This is a genomic window from Streptomyces sp. NPDC028308 (genome assembly GCF_055565855.1).
Map to the genome: position 1 here is coordinate 99,843 of NZ_JBVHTO010000011.1, position 21,844 is coordinate 121,686.

Annotated in this window: 11 protein-coding genes and 1 tRNA gene; 6 read left to right on the forward strand and 6 right to left on the reverse strand. The window is 69.9% G+C overall.

Annotated features, from left to right (window positions below; genetic code table 11):
* Positions 1-3,693 carry an AfsR/SARP family transcriptional regulator gene (locus ACZ4VA_RS25565; RefSeq protein WP_468082568.1) on the reverse strand — a complete coding sequence of 1,231 codons (3,693 nt, stop codon included), beginning with the start codon at positions 3,691-3,693 and terminating at the stop codon, positions 1-3.
* A 352-nt stretch (positions 3,694-4,045) separates the two neighbouring features.
* On the reverse strand, positions 4,046-4,939 hold the full coding sequence (locus tag ACZ4VA_RS25570; RefSeq protein ID WP_355795268.1) for a glycosyltransferase family 2 protein: 894 nt from the start codon (positions 4,937-4,939) through the stop codon (positions 4,046-4,048).
* Positions 4,940-5,203: 264 nt separating this feature from the next.
* On the opposite strand from ACZ4VA_RS25570, the gene ACZ4VA_RS25575 reads away from it, so the two are divergent.
* The 5 genes from ACZ4VA_RS25575 (at position 5,204) to ACZ4VA_RS25595 (ending at position 13,381) form a co-directional block, all read left to right on the forward strand.
* Entirely contained in the window at positions 5,204-5,620 is a 417-nt protein-coding gene (locus ACZ4VA_RS25575) for a hypothetical protein (protein WP_388904804.1), read from the forward strand.
* A complete protein-coding gene (locus ACZ4VA_RS25580; RefSeq protein WP_468082569.1) occupies positions 5,617-6,258 on the forward strand; it encodes a hypothetical protein in 642 nt (213 codons plus the stop codon). The genes ACZ4VA_RS25575 and ACZ4VA_RS25580 overlap by 4 nt, the downstream gene beginning before the upstream one ends.
* Positions 6,259-6,270: 12 nt before the next feature.
* Complete coding sequence (locus tag ACZ4VA_RS25585; protein WP_468082570.1) at positions 6,271-11,046, forward strand: putative T7SS-secreted protein; 4,776 nt, start codon at positions 6,271-6,273, stop codon at positions 11,044-11,046.
* Positions 11,047-11,059: 13 nt separating this feature from the next.
* Positions 11,060-11,830, forward strand: coding sequence for a hypothetical protein (locus tag ACZ4VA_RS25590; RefSeq protein WP_356163816.1), 771 nt, complete (start codon positions 11,060-11,062; stop codon positions 11,828-11,830).
* A gap of 498 nt (positions 11,831-12,328) precedes the next feature.
* The gene (locus tag ACZ4VA_RS25595; protein WP_468082571.1) at positions 12,329-13,381 is read left to right on the forward strand and encodes a macro domain-containing protein; all 1,053 of its coding nucleotides are present in this window, start codon (positions 12,329-12,331) and stop codon (positions 13,379-13,381) included.
* A 25-nt stretch (positions 13,382-13,406) separates the two neighbouring features.
* Here the strand turns inward: ACZ4VA_RS25595 and ACZ4VA_RS25600 are convergent, their stop codons facing one another.
* Positions 13,407-15,857 (reverse strand): P-loop NTPase, encoded by a 2,451-nt coding sequence (locus tag ACZ4VA_RS25600; RefSeq protein ID WP_356163814.1) that lies wholly within the window; start codon positions 15,855-15,857, stop codon positions 13,407-13,409.
* A gap of 1,039 nt (positions 15,858-16,896) precedes the next feature.
* Between ACZ4VA_RS25600 and ACZ4VA_RS25605 the strand changes: the two genes are divergently transcribed.
* On the forward strand, positions 16,897-18,633 hold the full coding sequence (locus tag ACZ4VA_RS25605; RefSeq protein WP_468082572.1) for an AAA family ATPase: 1,737 nt from the start codon (positions 16,897-16,899) through the stop codon (positions 18,631-18,633).
* 240 nt (positions 18,634-18,873) lie between these two features.
* Here ACZ4VA_RS25605 and ACZ4VA_RS25610 read toward each other — a convergent pair whose 3' ends face one another.
* From ACZ4VA_RS25610 to ACZ4VA_RS25620, 3 genes are all read right to left on the reverse strand, one after another.
* Entirely contained in the window at positions 18,874-19,479 is a 606-nt protein-coding gene (locus ACZ4VA_RS25610) for a toll/interleukin-1 receptor domain-containing protein (protein WP_356163812.1), read from the reverse strand.
* 319 nt (positions 19,480-19,798) lie between these two features.
* A tRNA-Thr gene (locus ACZ4VA_RS25615) sits at positions 19,799-19,872 on the reverse strand.
* 107 nt (positions 19,873-19,979) lie between these two features.
* A complete protein-coding gene (locus ACZ4VA_RS25620; protein WP_356163811.1) occupies positions 19,980-21,638 on the reverse strand; it encodes an alpha/beta hydrolase in 1,659 nt (552 codons plus the stop codon).
* Positions 21,639-21,844 lie beyond the last annotated feature (206 nt).

The following is a 21,844-nucleotide window of genomic DNA, read 5'->3' on the forward strand; positions in this document are numbered from 1 at the left end:
TCACCTCGTGGCGAGAAGTGCCGCCAGCTCCTCGACCACGGGCGTGTCCCTGCCCGCCAGCGCGTCGAGCGCCGACTCCCACTCCTCGTAGGCCTCGCCGAGACGCCCGCAGGCACGGAGCAGCAGCCCGCGCTGGTGGCGGGCGAGCCCCTGTGTGAACCGGTCCGCACGCCGGTCCGCCCGGCGCAGCAGCACCTCGCACTCCCGGGCGGCCCGCTCCACGCTCCCCAGCCGGCGCAGCGCCCGCACCAGCCCCAGCCGGGTCTGCGACTCCCCGTGCCAGTAGCCGTGCCCGTCGAGGATGCGCAGGCTCTCCTCGAAGTGCGGTACGGCGGCGGAGGGTTCACCCAGGGTGAGATGCGCGAAGCCGATGTTGCAGTGGGCGGAGTGCCGCAGGATCACGTCGTCCGTCGCGTCGCCGATCGCGAGGCTGCGCTTGTGGTGGGCGATGGCGGCCCGGGGGTCCGTGTGCTCGTACAGATTGCCCAGGTGGCTGTAGGTGACGGCCTCGGTGTGCGGGTCGCCCAGCGTGCGGGACAGTTCCAGGCTCTGCAGCAGAGCCTCGCCCGACTCGGCGTAGCGTCCGAGCCCTTCGAGGAGCATCCCGCGGTTGTTCAGCCCCCGGCGCACGCAGGACAGCACGCCTAGCCGCCGCCAGAGCGCCAGCGCCCGGTCGTTCAGGGCGAGGGCGTCGGTGGTGCGTCCCGTCATGAAGTGCAGCCCCGCCAGGTCGCCGAGCGCGTACGCCTCCGCCGCCTCGTCGCCGAGCCGTCGCGCCGCCCCGAGTGCCGCCCGCTGGATCACCTCCAACTCAGCGACCCGGCCGCTGCGTTGCACGTACGGGTGGATCAGGCGCACCAGGACGAGGACGTGCGGGTGGGAGTGGGCGTAGCGCTCGACGAGCGCCACCACGTTCTCCAGCTCCTGGTCACCCCAGGCGAACGCCTCCCTGGCCGAGGCGAACGGCGGCACCGACCCGACGTCCGCCGCGTGCGACGGGGGCTGCGAGGCGGTCGGGCGGCTGCGGTCCTCGCGGTCCGGCCCCGACTCGACGATGGCGTCGAGGGACCGGGCGGCGACGGCGGCGTACCAGCGCAGAGCACACCCGACCACGTCGACACCCTCACCCCCGTGAGGGGCGGCGCCGGGGGCAGCGGTGCCGGTGGACGGGGGTGGGGTTACGTCGCCGGTGCCGGTGCTGGTGCTGGTACCGGTGCCGACCTCGACGCCGGTGCCGGTGGACGGGGGCCGGCCTGAGTCGCCGGGGCTCGCCCCGACGCCCACGCCGGTGGACAGGACCGAGCCTGCGTGGCCGGTACCAGTGCCGGTGCCAGTGGATGGGGGCTGGCCTGCGTCACCGGTACCGGTATCGGTATCCGTACCGGTGCCGCTACCCGTACCGGTACCGGTGCCCGTGAGTCCCTCCGTCCCGGTGACCCGGGGCGACCCCGTGTCGCCGGTCCCGAGAGACCCGGCCGCCCCGGCAACCCCGGCCGACCCCGGGCCGCCCGCCCCCGTGGACGGCCGGGCGATCTCGCGAGCGAAGTCGCGGACCAGGTCATGGGGGGCGTACCGGCCGTACGCCGTCTCCTCCAGGAGGGCGACGTCGACCAGCCGGTCCAGCGCGGCCTCGGCCCGCCGCGCGTCGGTGCCGGTGAGCCGGGCGAGGAGAGGCACCCCGTACCCGGGAAGGTCGAGCGCGCCGATGCGGAGCAGGGCGAGCGCCGCGTCCCGGTCCGCCTCCCGCGTGGAGGTGCGCAGCGCGTCATGGGCGACGGCCAGCGACCTGCGCACGCTCAGGTCGTCGTACTCGAAATGGTGCAACCGCCCCTCGGTGGCCGCCAGTTGTCCGGCGAGGACGTCCGGCGTGAGCGCCCGCCGGGCGGCGAGGCGGGCCGCGACGATCCGCAGGGCGAGCGGCAGGCGGCCGGTGAGTTCGACGAGTGGGTGCGCGCCGTCGAGCCCCTCGTCCCGGCCGGACACCGCGCGCAGCAGCTCCGCGCTCTCCTCGTCCGACAGCGGCGGAAGCGGGAAGCGGTGGGCGCCGTCGAGCGCGGTGAGCGGCGAACGGCTCGTCACGATCACCGCGCACCCGGCACCGGCGGGCAGCAGCGGCCGTACCTGGGCGGCGTTCGCCGCGTCGTCCAGCACCATGAGCGTGCGCGTCGGCGCGAGCACCGAGCGGAGCAACGCCGCTGCCGCGTCCGGGTGTTCGGGGATGCGGCGCGGCTCGGTGCCGAGGTCGCGCAGCAGCGAGGCGAGCGCCTGCCCGGGCCCGAGCGGGGTCATGCCGGGCGTGGCGCCGTGGAGGTTGACGTACAGCTGACCATCGGGGAAACGTTTCCGCAGAGCATGGGCCACGTGCAGCGCGAGGGCGCTCTTGCCGACGCCTGCCATGCCGCTGAGCACGGCGATTTCCGAGGCGCCGTCGCCCCGGTCGCCCTCGCCGCCCACCGGCGTACGGGCGCCCGGACGGCCGTCCCCGTCGCGGCCCACCTCCCGTCCGTCGCCCAGGTCGCCCCCGCCGCGCCCCAGTACGCGGTGGAGGTCCTCGATGATGTCCCGGCGCCCGATGAAGTGGGCGGGGGCCGGAGGGAGTTGAGCGGGAAGAGGGAGGTCGGTCTCCGTTGCCGCGTCCGCGCCGGAGACACCTGCCGCGCCCGCCACCGCGACGGGTACCGCACCCGCCCCCGAGTGCAGCGCCGCACCCGCCCCCGCGTGAGTGACCTCGCCCGCGCCTCTGGGAGCCCCCGCAGCCGCGTCCACGGGGGCGGCCGTACGCCCGGCTGCCGTACGCCCCTCGGGCGCCGTCGGCTCCCGGCGCGGCTCTGAGCCCTGGCACCCCTCGCAGCCCTCGGACGATTCCGGCCCGGTACCGGACTCCCTCGTGCCGGACTCCCCCGCCCCGCTGCCCCCGTCCTGGAGGATCTCCAGGTGGGCCTCGCGCACCGCCGGCCCCGGCTCGATGCCGAGTTCGCCGATCAGCCGTGCCCGGAGATCGCGGTGCACGGCCAGCGCCTCCGCCTGCCTGCCCGTACGGTGCAGGACGAGCATCAGCAGCCGGTGGAAGGACTCCCGGAGCGGGTGCTCCGCGACGAGGGCCGCCAACTCTGGTGCGAGCCGGTTGAGTTGACGGGCTCCGCTTCCCGCGACCCCGTCCGCCGCCTCCGCGAGCCGCAGCTCCGCGTCGTACCGCCACTCCAGGAGCTGGAGCCGCGCCTCCTCCAGCCGGGGGACGAGGGCGTGGCCGCCGGTGTGCGGCGGCAGGCCGCTCAGGGGCGTGCCGCGCCACAGGGCGAGCGCGGCGTCCGACTCCCGCCGTACGAGGGTCCAGTCGCGCCGGGTGTGCGCGGCGCGGGCCGCGGTGAGGCGGCGCTCGAAGACCTGGACGTCCAGCTCGCCGTCGCCGATCCGCAGGAGATAGCCGGGGGCGACGGCGCGCAGTCGCGTCGGGCAGTCGAGGAGGCGCCGCAGCCGGGACACGTGGTTCTGCAGCGAGGCGTGGGCGGAGGCCGGCGGCGCCCCGTCCCACAGCGCGTCCTTGAGCACGTGGACCGGCACGACCCGGCCCGGTTCCAGCAGCAGCGCGACCAGCAGGGCGCGCGTCTTGCCGCCGCCGACCGGGGTGACGGAACCGTCAGCGGCGTACAGGACAGGCGGGCCCAGCAGTCCGAACCGCAGCCCGTCCCGCATGACGCCGCCCCACTGCCTTCCCGCGAAGACCGCATCGGGCGGCCACGCCCGGCGACTCCGCGCCGACTTACGACGAGTTCACGCCGACCGACTCGCGATTCCTTGGAGAACCGTTGGCCACATGTTAGCGATCCGTTGGTGCGGTCTGATGTGATCACATCATCGAATCTGGCCCGACGGCGCGCGCGTACGCCGCGCAACTCGGGGGAGTGACGCCGCCGCGGCCGGGTTCGGGAACGCGGGAGGGCCCCGGTCGCCAGAGGTGAGCGACCGGGGCCCTCGTCCGCCCGGAAACGACGGGCGGCACGCGCGTTCAGCGGTCCCCCCATGGGCGCCCGCGCCTCGCCGCGGGTCAGATGACCGGGGGCCGTCCGAGCCGGGTGAGCCGCCAGACCGTCCGCCACCGCATCGGCCGCCGCTCCCCGCCCGACACCCGGAACCCCTCCACGAAGCCGCCGAACCAGGCCCGCAGCCCGCCCGCGGACCGCGTGCGCAGGAGCGTGAGCAGCACCCAGATGCCGAGGTGGACGGGGATGAGCGGCAGGGGCAGCCGCCGCCGCACGAGCCACACGCGGTTGCGGGCGGTCACCCGGTGGTAGATGGCGTGCCGCGCGGGCGAGGTCTTCGGGTGCTGGAGGAGCAGTCCGGGCTCGTACAGGACGGTCCACCCGGCGTCGGCGGCGCGCCAGGCGACGTCGGTCTCCTCGTGGGCGAAGAAGAACTCGGCCGGCCAGTCCCCGATCTCGTCGAGCATGCGCATGGACAAGGCGTGCCCTCCGCCGAGGAAGCCGGTGACCGGACCGCCCCGCATGGGATCGCGGGCGCCGACGCGGGGCACGTGCCGCCGCTGGGTCTCACCGTGCTCGTCGGCGATGCGGAACCCGACGATGCCGAGCCTCGGGTCGCCCGCGTACAGGTCGCGGACCTTGCGCAGCACGTCGGCGTCGACGAGGAGCCCGTCGTCGTCGAGTTCGACCACGACGTCGATGTCCCCGAACTCCCGCAGCGTCCGCAGGCCCACGTTGCGGCCGCCCGGGCAGCCGAGGTTCTCGTCCACCTCGACGGGCGTGACCTCGCCGGGCAGGCCCAGCCGCTCGGCGAACTCGGGCAGCGGACAGCCGTTCCCGACGATCACGATCCGCGCGGGCGCGACGTCCTGCTTGGCGACGGACGCCAGCAGCGCGTCGACCTCCGCGGGCCGGTTCCCCATGGTCACCACGGCAACAGCGATCCGCGGTTCCGCCACCACGACACCCACCTCATCTCGGCCGACCACCAGGTCCTGGATGCTAGCCGTTCACCGCTCATTCCCCCGCCGTACGGCCCATGTCCGCGCTCCTGCCGCCCGTTCGCCCGCCGGACGCGTGCCCCGGCCAGGGGGGGCTGCCGCCGGACGGCGCCCACCCGTCCCGGGAGCGGCTCCGCGCGGAAACCTTCACGAGAACCGACGCCGCCATGCCCCGCGTCCTGCTCTACGGTGCCAGCAGTCACCCACGACCCGGGAGGAACCGTGCAGCAGCCCAAGGCGGCGCTCGCCGAGCGGACGGCGGACCGCAGACGAGGGGACGGCGACCCCCGCGCCCTGGTCGGGGAGATGCGGCGCTCGGTCCTGCTGGTGCCGGTGGCCGACGGCGGTCTGTGGTCGGTGCGTTCGGGCGGGGTGCGGTGGATCTGCGGGTTCAGCGACGAGGCCGCGCTGGCCCGGTTCGCCCTGCGCCACGGACCCGGCGACCGGCCGATGGACTACGCGGCGCTGCTCGGCGCGCGCATCGTCGACGAGATCGTGCCCTCCCTCGGTGAACCCGCCGGTCTCGCCGTGGACATCGCCACGGAGGACGGGTCGATGTTCTTCCCGCCGGTCGCCGGCATCGTCCCCGACGCGGTGGCCGTCGACACCGGCCGCCCGGCCCCGGAGGCGCGCTCGTGAGCGGTGACGACGCGGACCTGAATCTCGACAAGGCGTCCGTCGCCAAGTTCACCCAGGGCATGGGCGCGACGATCGACCAGCTCGGCGAGCTGGGCGGCCCCACCGGCTCCATCATGGGGAAGGGCTTCTCACAGCTGGCGATGACGGGGATGGAGGCCGGACACCACGGCCTCTCCGTCGACTTCGAGGACTTCTGCGAACGCTGGGAGTGGGGCGTACGGGCCCTGGTGCACGACGCGAGCGAGATCGCGAACCGCCTCGGCCTGGCGGCGGGCACCCTGTGGGAGCACGACCAGTACGTCGAGGGCGCCATCAAGGTGGGCGTCAACTCGGTGTTCGGCGGCAACCCGCACGCGAGCGAGGAGGACATCGCCGCACAGGACTGGGGCGACGTCTTCACGCCCGACGCCCTGGACCCCGACTGGAGTGCCGAGTCCTGGGACAAGGCCGGTCAGGACATGGAGCAGACCTGGAAGGACACCGGCCGGACCGTGCTCACCGAGGGCCAGGGCGGCCGGCAGTCCGAGGCGCTCAACGACGCGTTCGGCATATCCGGCGACCAGTGGAACCAGGCGCTGGACGACACCTTCGGCCCCTCGCCGGAGGAGCGCGCCGCACAGGACCAGCAGGGCGAGTAGGGGGAACTGGGCGTGGGCATCGGCGACTTCATCAGCGACATCACCCCCGACTCGGTCGAGGACGCGGTCGAGGACGGCGTCGAGTGGGTGGGCAACCGGGTCGAGGACGCCGGCAACTGGACCGCCGACCGGCTGGACGACGTCGGCTGGGAGTCCGGCGCCGACTGGGTGCGCGAGCAATCCCGTTCGGTCGCCAACCGGCTCGGCGCCGAGGTCGAGGAGATGGACCTCGGCCAGACCGAGGACAAGACCAAGCTCGTCTACGGCAGCCCCGCCAAGATCAACGCGACCGCCGCCACCCTGCGTACCTTCCAGACGGCGTTCGACGACACCGGCGACGGACTCAGGGGGCTCGACTCGTCCCGGCTCAAGGGCGAGGCCGCCGAGGCGCTGCGCACCGCGGTGAGCACCCAGCCGCCCAAGTGGTACACCGCCGCCGACTCCGTCGCGAAGGCGGTCGGCGCCCTGGAGACCTTCGCCGACACCGTCACCTGGGCGCAGGGGCAGGCGCAGGCCGCGATCGACAAGTGGAAGAAGGGCGTGAAGGCCTCCGAGGACGCCGCCGACGCCCACCGCAAGAAGGTCGACGACTACAACGGCGCCGTCGACCGCTACAACGCGCAGCCCGCGGACAAGCGCGACCCGGCCTCCCTCCCGCCGAAGCCCGCCGCGACCTTCGAGGACCCCGGCAAGAAGCTGATGCAGGAGGCGCAGGACCTCCTCGCCGACGCCCGCACCCAGCGCAACACGGCGGCGGAGACCGCGCGTTCGGCGGTCCGCGCCGCCCGCGACATGGCCCCTCGGAAACCGTCGTACGCCGAGCAACTGCGCGACGGGCTCCAGGAGGCGCAGTTCATGGGCGACCATGTCGGCGGCGGCCTGATCAAGGGCACCGCGGGGCTGCTGAACTTCGTCCGCAGCGTCAACCCGACGGACCCGTACAACATCACGCACCCCGCCGAGTACGCCACCTCGCTCAACAGCCTCGCCGCGGGGCTCGTCGTCGCCGCCAACGACCCGGTCGGCACCGGCAAGCAGATGATCGGCGACTTCATGAAGGACCCGGCGGAGGGCTTCGGGCGGCTGATCCCCGACCTCGCGCTGACCGCGGCCACCGGGGGCGGCGGCGCCGCCGTGAAGGGCGTGCGCCTCGCCGAGGACGCCGCCGACGCGGCCCGGCTGCGCAGGCTGATGGACGACAGCCCGGACGGCACGCACAACCGGCCGGACGGGGAGCGCGTCAGCGACGGCACCGACCCGGTGGACCTCGCCTCGGGCCGGATGTACCTGCCCCAGACCGACGTCGAACTGCCCGGCATCCTGCCGCTGGTCTTCGCCCGCCGCACCGAGTCCGGCTGCACGGCCGGCCGCTTCCTCGGGACCGCCTGGACGTCCACCGTCGACGAACGCCTGCAGATCGACGCCATCGGTGTCGTGCACGTCACCGCCGACGGCCTGCTGATCCCGTACCCGCACCCGGCCCCCGGCCTGCCCACCGCGCCGCAGCCGGGCCGCTTCCGCACGCGCCTCGCGCGGGACGCCGACGGCGGCTACACGGTCACCGACCCCGACACCGGCCTGGTCCGCCGCTTCACGGCGCCGCCCGGCCGCGAACCCGGAGGCGACGGCGTCGCCTGGCTGGCGGACCTCACCGACCGCAACGGCCACACCGTCACCTTCGACCGCGCCGACGACGGCCTGCCGCTGGCCGTCGTCCACTCGGCGGGCCACCGCCTCGAACTGACCACCGCCGAGGGCCTGGTGACGGGCCTGTCCCTGGCGGGCGCGGGCGAGGACGGCACGGACCTGCGGCTCATGAGCTACGGCTACCAGGACGGCGACCTCGCCACCGTCACCAGGCCGTCGGGCGCCACCACCACCTTCCTCTACGACGAGCGGCACCGCGTCATCGCCTGGACCGACTCCAACGGCAGCCGCTACGACTACGTCTACGACGACCAGGACCGCGTGATCGCCGAGGGCGGCGAGGCCGGGCACGTCCAGATCACCCTCGCCTACACCGGACCCGACCCCCGGACGGGCCACCGCACCACCACGCTCACCACCGCCCAGGGGCACACCACCCGCCACCTGTTCGGCGCCGGCTGCCGCCTGCTGGCCGTCACCGACCCGCTCCGCCGCACCACCCGGTTCACCTACCACCCGGACGGCAGCCTCTCGACCCGCACCGACCCGCTGGGCCACACCACCGCCTTCTCCTACGACGAGCACGGCCGGCCCGTCCGCACCGTCCGCCCCGACGGAGGCGAAGTACGCGCCGTGCGGGGCCCGTTCGGGCTGCCGGTGGAGGTCACCGGGCCGGACGGCACCCGGATGGTCCACGCGTACGACGCACGCGGCAACCGCACGGCGGTCACCGACCAGTCCGGCGCCACCACCCGCTTCACCTACGACGACGCCGGCCGCCTCACCTCGGTCACCGACGCCCTCGGCGGCACGACCCACGTCGTGTGCGACGCGGCGGGACTTCCCGTGGACGTCACCGACCCGGCGGGCGCCGTCACCCGCACGGAACGTGACGCCCTCGGCCGCCCGGTCCGCGTCACCGACCCGACGGGCGCCGTCACCCTCCTCGGCTGGACCGCCGACGGCCAACTCGCCCACCGCACGGCCCCCGACGGGGCGACCGAGTCGTGGACCTACGACGGCGAGGGCAACCGCCTCACCCACACCGACCCGTCCGGCGGCGTCACCCGCTTCGAGTACACCCACTTCGACCTGCCGGTGTCCCGCACCCAACCCGACGGCGCCCGCTACGAGTTCACGCACGACAAGGAGCTGCGCCTCACCCGCGTCACCGATCCGCGCGGCCTGACCTGGAGTTACGAGTACGACGCGGCCGGCGACGTCGTCTCCGAGACCGACTTCGACGGCCGCACCCTCACCTACCGGCTGGACGCCGCGGGCCGGCTTGCCGCCCGCGTCGACGCCCTCGGCGGAACCGTCTCCTTCGAACGCGACCAGCTCGGCCAGGTGGTCCGCAAGGACGTCGACGGCCGCGTCACCGACTACGTCCACGACAAGGCCGGCCGGCTGCTGGAGGCCATCGGCCCGGACGGCGAACTGCGGTACCGCTACGACCGGTGCGGCCGCACCAAGACGGAACAGGTGGACGGCCGACTCGTCACCTACGCCTACGACGCCCTGGGCCGCCGCACCCGCCGCACGACCCCGACCGGCCACGTCACCACCTACGCCTACGGCGCCGACGGACAGACCCACCGCCTGACCACCGGCGGCCGCCCCGTTGACTTCACCCACGACGCCGCGGGCCGTGAACTGACGCGCGTCCTCAGCGACTTCGTCACCGTGAGCTCCGCCTGGGACGAGGCCGGACGGCTGTCCGCGCAGCACATCACCGCCGGTGCGCGCACCGTCAACAGCCGCGCCTACTCCTACCGCGCCGACGGTCACCTGACCTCCGTCACGGACCGCCTCTCGGGCACCCGCGCCTTCGACCTCGACCGGGCGGGCCGGGTCACCGCCGTCCACGCCCGCGACTGGACGGAGCGGTACGCCTACGACGACGCCGGGGACCTGACCTCGGCGTCGCTGCCGTCCGGCCACCCCGGCGCGGAGTCCGGCGGACCGCGCGCGTACGCCGGCACCACCCTCACCCGGGCCGGCGGCGTCCGTTTCGCGTACGACGCCCTCGGCCGGGTCACCCTCCGGCAGAAGACCCGCCTCTCCCGCAAGCCCGACACCTGGCGCTACACCTGGGACACGGAGAACCGCCTCACCTCCGTGACCACCCCCGACGGCACCCGCTGGCGCTACCGCTACGACCCGCTCGGCCGCCGCACCGCCAAACAGCGTCTGGCGGCCGACGGCGAGAGCGTCGCCGAGGAGGTCCGCTTCACCTGGGACGGCCTGACCCTGTGCGAGCAGACCGGCCACGAGCCGGGCGGGCCGCACACGATCGCCCTCACCTGGGACCACCGGGGCGCCACTCCCCTGACCCAGACCGAGCGCATCCTCACGGCCGACGACGGCCAGGCGGAGATCGACCGCCGCTTCTTCGCCATCGCCACCGACCTGATCGGCACACCCACCGAACTCGTCGACGAGCGCGGCGACATCGCCTGGCGCTCCCGCTCCACCCTGTGGGGCACCACCGCCTGGGCCCGCGACAGCAGCACGTACACGCCCTTCCGCTTCCCCGGCCAGTACTACGACCCCGAGACCGGCCTCCACTACAACTGCTTCCGCTACTACGACCCGGAAGCCGGCCGCTACACCTCCCCCGACCCCCTCGGCCTTGCTCCCGCGCCGAACCCGGTCGCGTACGTGGACAACCCCTTCGGCGGGTCCGACCCGCTGGGCCTCATGCCCAAGTACACGAAGGAGGAGAAGGCCCAGATGGCCCGGGAGAAGGCCGTCAAGACCGCGGACGAGGTCGTGGAACGGGCCCAGGGCGACCGGATGAGGAAGGACGGCAACTACCACGCGGACACCCGGCACGGCTTCAGCGACGAACGCGTCCTGGAGATCCTGAAGAAACCGGACGCGGTCTACCACTCGACGGCGGGCAGCGGGAACCTGATCTTCCGGCAGGGTGAGGACGTCGTGGTGACCCGGGGAGGCGGCGCCGGAGGCGGCAACGTGATCACGGCCTACGGTCCGTCCGGACTCAAGGGCGACTCCGGGGCGCAGGCGCTGGGCGGCCTGCCCACCGACCCCGGCGGGCCGATCACCCACGCCGACGTGGTGGAGGGCAGGATTCCGTCCAAGAACGGCTACATGGCTCCGGCGGAGCAGATCAAATGAGGCGGCACCGACCATGAGACTGACCATCGGCGACGACTGGCACGCGAGCGTGACCGACGAACCCCTCGCCGTCCCGCCCCGCTTCACGGGCAACTCCGTGGACCTCGCGCCCTACACGAGCGGCGAGGAACGCGAGCGGTTCCTGGCGGCCACCTTCGGCAGCCAGGACTGGCTGTGGGACACCCCGGACATCCTCCGCTTCGACCCGGACAGCCGGGACCTGGTGGCGGCCGAGTTCCAGCTGCCGTACGTGTCGTCCTACGCCGAGACCACCGAGCGCGTTCCCGCCCTGCCCCCGCTGCGTCCGGGCGGCCTCCGCGCGGAGGAGGTGAAGGACGTCCGGCTGGAGATGTGCACGGTGCTGTGCCGCGTGCCCGGGGACACGGTGCTGACCTGTCTGCGCGACTCCGATGTCCTCGACGCGCCGCTGGAGGCCCGTATCGGGATCGCCCCGGACCTGGCGCTCCTGGTCCAGCACGGCACCCTCGCCGGCTGGAGCCTCACCGACCCCGCGCGCCATCTGACCGCCGTCCACGGCGCGCCCGAGACCGCCCCGCCGTCCCCGGCCACCCGCCGGCTGCTCAGCGCCTGCGTCGACCTGGTCTCCGAGCCGCTCCTCGAAGCGGTGCAGGACCGCGAGCCCGCGGCCCTGGCCCGTCTCCGCGAGGTCCACCGGGCCCTGCGGACCCAACCGGACGACCGCCCCCGGGCCGACGCGCTCCTGGCACTCATCGCCAACCTGGCCGAGGACTACGCGGACGCCCCGCCGGAACAAGACGCGTGACTCCGGGCTCTCCCCGCCCCCGACAAAAGCAAAAGCCCCAGGTCACGGCGAGTGAGTCCTGAGTTCCCTCGTGCCAGGCAATCCGCCAACGCAGTGCCTACTCACACGAGCGGGGCGTCCGACGACCGCGAACCCGCAGGTCTCCGGTGCCGCCAGAAGCGATCACCCGTACGAGTCCTTGCCCCTGGCTCGCCTTCGGGGTGAGCTATTGCCATGCATCGCCGGTCTCCTCTGATCGAACGACAGCTCTCCCTTCTCCCTGCTCGGTCGGCTCCCGAACGGCAACGAGTCCGAGGAGTCCTGGGGCCCGGCAAATTCCGCACGACAGTTGGACCCCCGCAGCGAGTCAGGCGACGGTCAACTGCGCTCGCACTTATTCCAGTTGAGCTCCCAATCAGAGTTGACCCTCCATAGCAAGGCATATGCTCGGAGGCCAGGCCGGGCTGTCCCGCACAGCGATCGACCGTTCAGTCACATGACCAGAAGGAAGCGGGGCCGATGAGTCCGCTGCAGCTCTCCCTTACTGCCGTCCTCTGCATCTCCGGCATCGCCCTGCACATCTGGTCCTCCGCACCGGACCGGGCAGGTCGGCAGTACTCTCTCCAGCTGCCGGTGATCCTGTTGTACTCCCTGGCCTCGGCCCTCTTCCTGTTCTCCGGATTCCCGGACTCGATGACCGAGGGCCGGGCCCTGGGCTTCGGAATCGGTGGAGCCGCCGGGTTCGCCGCCTTCTTCCTGCTGGCGTCGTTCACCTGGCTCAGCAAGACCCGGCGTCTGGACGAAATCTCGGCGCAGCTGCTGAAGGCGACCCGGGAGAACACCACGCTGCGCAGGCAACTGTCGCACCAGCGGCCGCCAGAGGACGCTCCGCAGCCTGTCCTGCAGTGCACCCGGTACGAGTTGCCGTTGCAGGACGATCGGCGCCATCGCATCGGAATGATCACCGGGAACGTCGCCAACGTGCTGGGGACGGACGTGTGGGTCAACTCCGAGAATACGCGGATGGAGATGTCGCGCGTTGACGAGCCCACCCTCTCCGCGACGATCCGGTACCACGGCGGCCGCCGTGACACCGCAGGCCATCTGGTGCACGACACCATCGCCCTGGAGCTGGCCGAGCACATGGCGGGCCGGCCCCACGTAACAGCGGGCTCGGTGCTGGTCACGGGGCCGGGAGAACTGCAGGAGAGCCACCAGGTGCGGCGCATTCTGCATGTCGCCGCCGTGGAAGGGGAACCCGGCTCGGGGTACCGGCAGGTCATCGACCTAGAGCGGTGTGTCCGCAACGTTCTCACCGAGGTGGACCGGCTGGCCTCCGCCGGAGAACCTCTGCGCTCCGTGGTGCTGCCGCTCCTTGGGACCGGCGGCGGCAGCAGCCACCTCGGCAAGACCGTGAACATCCTGCTGGCCGCCACCGTGAGCTACTTCCGTTCCCACGCGACATCGCGTATCCGCGTCGTCTACCTGCTCGCCTACACGGACGCACAGGCCACCGTGTGCCGGGCGGCTCTCGACTCTGAGCCCGCGCTCTCGCCGGAGAGCGCGAGCTGACCCTGACCCGGAGAGCCGACGGTCCTCAGGCCAGCAGGAGCCACTTCCTGCTGAACGACTTCAACTGCTCCCTGACCTCGGGCGAACGCGTGATCGGGGATATCTCTACAAGGTGCATCCAGTCGTTCCACCGGCGGACGATACGCCTGTCGATGGGCCCGTTCGCCTTCTTGGCCCGCTCCGCCCAGTTGAGGGTGTACTTGAAGAAGGTGATGTAGGGGTACTCCGAGTCCTCGGCCGCCATGGCGCGCGCCTCCTCCAGGTACGCCGCCACCTCCAGCAGGTTCTCCGTCCTGCCGTGCTCCGGCCCGCCCTCGGCGAGGTACCTGCGGAACAGCACAGTGGCCAGCGTGTTAAGGGCGAACGCGTCACGGTGCTGAGCGATGGCCTGCCGGGCCCATGAACTGGCCGGGGCGTGTCGCCCCCGCTTGCTCGCTCCGAGAGCCCGCTGCTCCCAGTACCTGGCGTTCCAGGCGTACGTCTCCTGCAGTGCCTCGTACCAGGCGTCCAGGCGTTCCACTCCCAACCAGACGGTGAGAATCTCGTGGTCGAGAAGCTGGCGCACCATCCGGTAGGCGAACGTGCGCGACACGATCGCCGCCGGGGAGATTTGCACACCGTAGTGCTGGGCGAGTTTCAGGGTGACGTCGTAGTTCTCCTGCGCGCTGAAGGCGCTCTCCAACATGTACGAGCCAAACGCCCGGTGCCGCGGGTGCAGACGCCCCCCGGCGACGCGGATGAAGTCGGCGAGCACCGATTCGGACTGCAGCAGAGCGTTCAGCTGGTTCGCCGGCAGTCCGCAGACGGACGCCGCAGCGCCGATCGGCAGCCCGTATCCGAGGGCTGAGGTGATGCACACGGCCTGAAACACCGCTCGTTCGGTCTCGCTCTTCAGGCGCGAATAGCCCGTCCGCACCCTGCTGCGGAACCCGTCGGCCTCCTCCAGATTCGACATTGCCGAGAAGAGGTTCCTGCGGTGCTTGTGCGTGAAGTACTCGACCTGTTCGGTGTGGCCGGCGTCGGCCACGATGCCGAGCCGTCCGTGCCCCTTGAGCTGCCGGATCAGAGCATCGATCTCCGTGTCCTTCAGCTTGTCGGAGACCTCCGCGTCGGCGAACCCCACGCCCGTGAAGCTCCGGCGAACCTCCCGGGCGCGCGAGCGCCGTTCCACGGCCAGCAGCTTGAAGGGAATGCCCCGCTCCTTGGCGCGCAGGGCCATGTCGGCGAGGTCGTTCGCGAAGTCGGCGGCGCCCTCGACGATGAGGAGGGTCCGCGGATGCTGTCTGAGCCACCACAAGGTGGCCTCCAGGGAGGGACGCAGTTCGGGATCGAGTAGATACGGCGTCCAGTCCTGCTCCGCGAGTCTCCTCGCGACTCGAAGGGCTATCGTGCTTTTTCCCGTGAACGCGGAACCGGTCAGGCAGACGACCTTCTGCGGTTCGTCCGACCTCGCCTCGCGGAAGACGCTGTCGGTGAGGACGCGGTCCGAGTCGAGGTCGCGCAGGATGTCGGAGTAGAGGGGTTCGTGCCCGGCGTAGAAGTCGTGCCGGTCGTCGACGCGGTACTCGTGGCCCGTGCGGATGGGATGCCACTGGCTCAGGAAGCTCAACACGTTGGGGTTGATGCGGCTGGGGTTGTCCGCCGACACGTCGGCCTGCTGGAAGTAGTCCGGCCAGCTGGCCCGGACCCTGGCGAGGAACTCCTCGGCCGTGGCCTCGACCGGGATAAGACCCCACTCACGGAAGCGTTCCTTGTCGAAGTCGTCGATCGTCGGCATGACGATGACGGAGGGCTCCGAGCCGCCCTGCACACGCCCCTTCTCCAGGACATTCTCCAGGTCGATCTCGTCGTTGAGGCTCGCGCCCAGGATGATGGTGGGCGTCTCCAAGTAGCTGTCGGCGAAGATGCTGTGCCAGCGGTGCCGCTGGGTGACTGCGTACAGGTAGGACGAGATGTCGAAGACGAGGTCGTCTGTCTTCTTCGCCCAGGCGACACCGTGCAGGTGGACAAGGATGGCCTGGTGCCCCGAGGGCACGCGGTGGGGGTCCGTCCAGGAGACGGAGACGAGTTCCTTGGCCGTGTGCTCGGTGAACTGCTTGTTGTACGCGTTCTCCACCGAGTCGTCGATGTTCAGCGACCAGATGTACCGCCACGGGATCGAGACGAGGTCGGCGTACCACGACGGGGCGGTGCAGTTCGCGAAACGGTCCGCCATATAGGCCAGGACGTTCTGGCCGTCCGCCGTGACGCGCGACCTCGCCATCGAGAAGACCTGGCGCAGGTTCCCGCGCGGATTGCCGGGCAGCGAAAACGCCGTGGCCATCTCCTGGGCGAGGTCCCAGCCGCCGGGAAGTCGCCCGAGCGGCCCCTCCGAATCCAGGCTGGCGCCGGCGCCCAGCAGCAGCTGGTACTTCGACTCGGTGATGGCCCGCATCATGCTGTCCCACTGCCCGGCCGACATCCACGGTGTTGGCAAGACCCGCCCCCTTCTTGAGATGCGTGAGCTCGGTGCTGCGCGCCAGAGCGTGAGTGCCCCCATGCCGGGTTCGAGCGGTCAGTCAGCCCAACGGGCCGGGTGCATGGGTGAGTTCGCGACCCCCGGTCAGGCAGATCGTACCGAGTCCAGGCCGTATTTGAGGCGGATGCGACGGCCAGGGTGGCCGTCGCATCCCAGCCGCGATCCCGACTTCGGGGACCGCCTGGTCATAGAGCTCGTTGTCCAAGAGCTTGCGCAGGTCTGGCAGGGACTCGGGAGGCTCGACCTGTTGGGTGACGACTTTCCCCCCGCGGCGGTGATCGTCAACGGAAGCGGGCAGTGCCGACGGGTGCCTCTACGACGGGAGGCGACACAGCGTCACACAGCGAGCACGATCCTGAACGAGATGGGCGTGGACATGCCCACGATCATGAAGATCTTGCGGCACAGGCTTGCGACTGAGACTGGGACCGCCGTGCGGGCCGCCTGGCGGCGCCGCTGCGTCCGCACCGCCCCCGACAAAAGCAAAAGCCCCAGGTCACGGCGAGTGAGTCCTGAGGCTTCCACAGAGCCGCCTTCAGGATTCGAACCCGAGACCTACGCATTACGAGTTGTCCGATCTTGGTCCGGGGGCGTCCGTGGACATCCGAGAAACAGGCATCATGCCTGATCAGGCCGGACCTTGGACGTCAATGGACGACGACGGGTACGCCAGGGTCGTAGGCGGATTGAGACCGCGATTGAGACCAGACTCAGCGACGGGAGACGTGCCTGCCCCTGCCATCAATCGACAGCCACCTGACCCAGTCCCATCCTTCGCCATTCGATCAACGGTTGCGAGGACGCCAAACCCGATGCCTGCCTGACGCAGCACCCCCACAACTGCACTGGCCGCTGAGTGCTTGTTGTGCAGTCGAACGACTCAGTACGCCGTCGCCCTCACCATCACGCTAGGTCCCGCACGCATTTCACTCGGAGCTATGCTGCTCGGACCATTACACGCGTTACTTGGGTGGCATCTAGCGCACCAGGGGGCACCATGGCTGAACTGATCTTCCCCGGCCTCGCCATCGCCGGCTACCGAAGCTTCGGCGAAGAAATGCAGTACAGCGGAAAGTTGGCCCCAGTCACGCTGCTTGCCGGACAGAACAACGCCGGGAAGTCGAATTTCCTTCGCTTTCTGAAAAGGGCAGCTTCCGGGGGGAGTCTTTCGCTAGGTTCTCTGGACCGCCCCCAAGCGAGAGGAAACGTCCCTTGCCGCTATGCGCTGCCGTTTGACCCTGATCAGGTAATTACGAAAATGAGCGATCAACAGCGGTCAGCCACGGGAATGCTGAAAAATCTCCTCACTCACCCATCATTGCGCAAATTCGACGACGGTCTGACATGGCTCGAATTCGATGAGAGCGGCAGGCTTGTTGCCACCCAGTTCGATGAACTGGTGGGCAAGTATGGCGATCTAGCCGGTCTGGCCGGAACATTGGTGAGCCAATACAGCCAGGGGCACACCTTGTCTGCAGGGCGACAGAATGCGCAAACCATCTTTCAATGGCTCCTGAGAACGAGGAATCCAAATTTCCAAGTCGAAACCATCGAATCCTTCCGCCAGATCCAGCCACTCGCTGATGGAATGACAGCGGAGGGGTCACATGAGGGCTTTGGACTACTCGACAAATTGCAGCGCTTGCAGAACCCAAGCGCAGAGAAACATCGCGAGGACTCAGCAAGATTCGCCGCGATCAACAGATTTTTGAAGAACATCCTCGATGACGAGTCAGCGCAGCTTGAGGTGCAGCACAATGCCACCACGTTGAACGTCCATCACGCCGGAAAGATGCTTCCATTGGAGCACCTCGGGACAGGAATCCATCAGGTAGTCATCCTGGCTGTAGCGGCCACCGTGCTGGAGCATACTGTGGTCTGCATCGAGGAGCCCGAAGTACATCTGCACCCAGTGCTGCAGCGAAAATTTATCAGGTATCTCGCCAACGAAACAAGTAATCAGTACGTTATCGCAACTCACTCCGCTCACCTACTCGACTATCAAAGAGCCTCGATCATTCACGTCTCACACGACGGAGAAAGCACTAAGCTCACCCCGGCACAGAGCCCTTCCACCCTCTCAAACATTTGCTCTGATCTAGGATATCGACCTTCCGACATTTTGCAGACAAACGCCATCATCTGGGTTGAGGGTCCTTCGGATCGAACCTATCTGAAATACTGGATCGAGCGATACACTGACGACTTAATTGAAGGAATCCACTATTCCATCATGTTCTATGGTGGCGGACTACTAAACCAACTTACATCGGTGGACGAAGAGGTCACAGACTTCATCAACCTACGCCGTCTAAATAGACGTCTTGCCATCGTCATCGACAGCGACAGGACGTACGCAGGAAAATCCCTCAACGAAACGAAGAAGCGCGTAAGGGATGAGTTCAACGGTGCCGAAGTGCATGGTTTTACCTGGATTACGGACGGCTACACTGTCGAAAACTACGTACCTCCTGCAATCTTGAAGGCCGCAGTGGCAGAAGTGCACCCCCAGGCTAGACCCCTGGAATGGCAGGGTGAGAAATGGCAGAACCCGCTGGTTCTGAAGAACGCAAAAACAGGTAGATCCACCGCGCCTGACAAGAATAAGATCGCCCGCAAGGTTTGCGAGAATTGGGCGGAGCGGCCAGCACCTCGAAGCAACCTCGAAAAGATGGTGAAGCGATGCATCGCGTTCATCAGAGAGGCCAATGCGGGGATTGAACAGGAGTTCTAGCCGCGTACACGTCCTGCATGTGTTGCCCAGTTGGCCACCCCTGACGCGCCGACGCCCACATGGGAAGCTGGAACCAAGGCAGGCAGGAGAGGGGAGAGCGCGTACCCAGAGCGTCTAACGGAGCCGCGCCGGGAACCCGCATCTGAGGTCTCGGCCCACCGCACGGCCCGTGCCCGCCGCCGTCGTATCCGCTGAACGAAAGACCTGGCTCAGAGAAGGCCTGAGCCAGGCTTTCAGCTGTCACCAGAAGGTTTCGCCACCTTCATTCCAGCCGCACTGGGTACACCGAACCCCCGCATAAAGATCATCGCGTGAGTAGTCCACCTCACTCCATCCCTCCAGCTTTGAGCTTGGTGCCCCACACTTGAGGCAACCCACGGCCACCCCGTACCCCTGGAAGTATTGGTATTCGAGGCCCGATTCTTCGACGGTCTGCTGCATTGTCTTGACCAAGTCGGCCTGAGATTCGATGCCCACGAGTTCTCGCGCGGCACGATCCACATCGTCGTCTGTCATAGAGACCCACATGATCCGCCGCAGAAGAGCCGGCAGAGGGGTCTCGTCGAGGAGTACCGGAATGACCCGGACAGAGTCATCGTCCAGGCTCCGCGTAAGGGCCGTCTCCCACTCTGTGTGCACCCATCGAGACTTCGAGGCATTCTCAGACCAAAAGACCATCACAGTGTCGACCACGCTGAGCGCTTGGTTGACCCTACCCGGGATGGTGTCTCCCGGGCGGATCTCCCATGAGTCGAGCCATACATCGACACCAAGGAGCCGCAGGCGGGCGGCGAGCGGCTTCACCGCGGGCTTGTCACGGTGGTTGTGCGAGATGAACGCGCGCATGAACTTGAGCTTGACACCTCAGACAGCTAATCGTCAATACGACGAAAACTATCCCGTGGGTGCCGCACGCTCGCTGGGACGATTTCGGCCTCCATGCCGATCAGGTCCACACATTCGCGTCCGAGACGCCAGCGACGGCGGTCGGCTTGCTGCCGGCGGCCGGGAGTTCGAGCAGCCATCCCGTGCAAGTGCCCCGATCGGGGCATTGAGACCAGAATTGAGACCCACAGCGCCGCGCGGCCCGCGCCCGGCGGCGCCGCCGCATCCGGTAAAAGCAAAAGCCCCAGGTCACGGCGAGTGAGTCCTGAGGCTTCGGCAGAGCCGCCTTCGGGATTCGAACCCGAGACCTACGCATTACGAGTGCGTTGCTCTGGCCATCTGAGCTAAGGCGGCGCGCTGTCCGCACCATGGTGCGATCAGCAACGTCGGTAAGTCTACACAGTTTCGAGGAGTGCTCCGCACACGCCCCGGGGCCCACGGCACCGGGGCGGGCGACGGTGCTACGAGCAGCGCTTCTCCTTGGCGGGAGCGGTTCCCTGGAGCAGATAGCGGTTGATCGCGGAGTCGATGCAGGTGCTGCCGCGGCCGTAGGCGGTGTGGCCGTCGCCGTTGTACGTGAGAAGGGTCGCGGAGGAGAGCTGGTCGGCCAGCGCCTGTGCCCAGGCGTAGGGGGTGGCCGGGTCCCGGGTGGTGCCGACCACCAGGATCGGGGCCGCGCCCTTCGCCTCGATGCGGTGGGGCTCCCCGGTCGCCCTCACCGGCCAGTACGCGCAGTTCAGGGACGCCCACGCCAGTCCCTTGCCGAAGACCGGGGACGCCTTCTCGAAGGCGGGGAGCCCCTTCTCCACATCCTCGGGGGTGGAGAAGGCCGCCGGGAGGTCCAGGCAGTTCACCGCCGCGTTGGCGAACATCAGGTTCGTGTACCGGCCGTTCTCGTCGCGCTCGTAGTAGCTGTCCGAGAGGACGAGCAGGCCGGCGCCGTCCTTGTCCTTCATCGCCGAGGTGAGGGCCTCGCGCAGTTGCGGCCACGCCGACTCGTCGTACATCGCCGCGATCACGCCGGTGGTGGCCAGCGCCTCGCCGAGCATCCGGCCGTCCGCGTCGCCCGCCGGGATGGGCGTCCGGTCGAGCCCGTCGAAGAACGCCCGCAGCTTCTTGCCGGCCTGTGCCGTGCTGGTGCCCGAGCCGCCCAGCGGGCAGTCGCTCTGCGCCACGCAGTCCTTCGCGAAGGACTGGAACGCCGTCTCGAACCCAGCCGTCTGGTCCTCGTTCAGCCTGCGGGCCGAGAGCGAGGGGTCCATCGCCCCGTCCAGCACGAGCCGCCCCACCCGGTCGGGGTGGAGCCCGGCGTACGTCGCCCCCAGGAACGTGCCGTAGGAGGCGCCGACGTAGTGCAGCTTCTCGTCGCCGAGCACGGCGCGCAGCACGTCCATGTCCCGGGCCGCCTCGACCGTCGACACGTGCCGCAGCAGCTTGGGCGAGCGCCGGCCGCAGCCCTCCGCGAACTCCTTGTACGCGGCGACCAGTTGCCCCTGCTCCTTCTGGTCGTCCGGGGTGACGTCGGTCTGCGTGTACGCGTCCATCCGGGGGCCGGTGAGGCAGGTGACCGGCTCGCTGCGGGCCACGCCGCGCGGGTCGACCGCCACCATGTCGTAGCGCGCCCGGACCTCCGCCGGGTAGCCGACGCCCGCGTACTGCTGCAGGTAGCCGATCGCCGAGCCGCCCGGCCCGCCAGGGTTCACCAGCAGCGAGCCGATCCGCTTCCCCGGGCCCGTGGCCTTCTTGCGGGCGACGGCCAGCTTGATGTCCCCCGCGCCGGGCTTGTCGTAGTCGAGCGGCGCCTTCATCGTGGCGCACTGGAAACCGGGGACACCGCACTCGCGCCAGGTCAGCTTCTGCCCGTAGTACGGGGAGAGGGCCGAGGGTGTGGCCGTGGGGAGCGCCGCCAGCGCCACGTCCGCCGTCGACGCCGACGTCGAGCCGCCGGAGGAGCACGCGGAGACCAGCAGGGCCGTGACGGCGAGCAGCGTGCCGCCCGTGCGCAGAGGGCCCGTGACGCCCGTGGACCGGGCCGGGCGGGGGGACCGGGCGGAAGCGGAACGGAGGGACCAGGTCGGCCGGAGGGACCGCGACGGCCGCGGGAAGCGCCTGAGGTGCATCCCGCGAGCGTAACCTTGCGCGACGAATCGGTCACCATCAGTGGCGGAACCGCCTCGTACGAGTGACCCCGTCAACAGGTCCCGACAGGACGTCGACACCGGGCCACGACCGACGCCCCGGTCCCACCCCAAGCCACCGCCGGCGACGGTCCGACGCCGGCTCGGTATCGGCGCCTGCCCCACCCCAGGTCGTCCCCGACGACGGC

Coding starts and splice junctions, on each gene's coding strand:
- ACZ4VA_RS25565 (WP_468082568.1), bottom strand. CDS start 3,693: ATGCGGGACGGGCTGCGGTTCGGACTGCTGGGCCCGCCTGTCCTGTAC.
- ACZ4VA_RS25590 (WP_356163816.1), top strand. CDS start 11,060: ATGAGACTGACCATCGGCGACGACTGGCACGCGAGCGTGACCGACGAA.
- ACZ4VA_RS25595 (WP_468082571.1), top strand. CDS start 12,329: ATGAGTCCGCTGCAGCTCTCCCTTACTGCCGTCCTCTGCATCTCCGGC.
- ACZ4VA_RS25605 (WP_468082572.1), top strand. CDS start 16,897: ATGGCTGAACTGATCTTCCCCGGCCTCGCCATCGCCGGCTACCGAAGC.
- ACZ4VA_RS25610 (WP_356163812.1), bottom strand. CDS start 19,479: ATGCGCGCGTTCATCTCGCACAACCACCGTGACAAGCCCGCGGTGAAG.
- ACZ4VA_RS25620 (WP_356163811.1), bottom strand. CDS start 21,638: ATGCACCTCAGGCGCTTCCCGCGGCCGTCGCGGTCCCTCCGGCCGACC.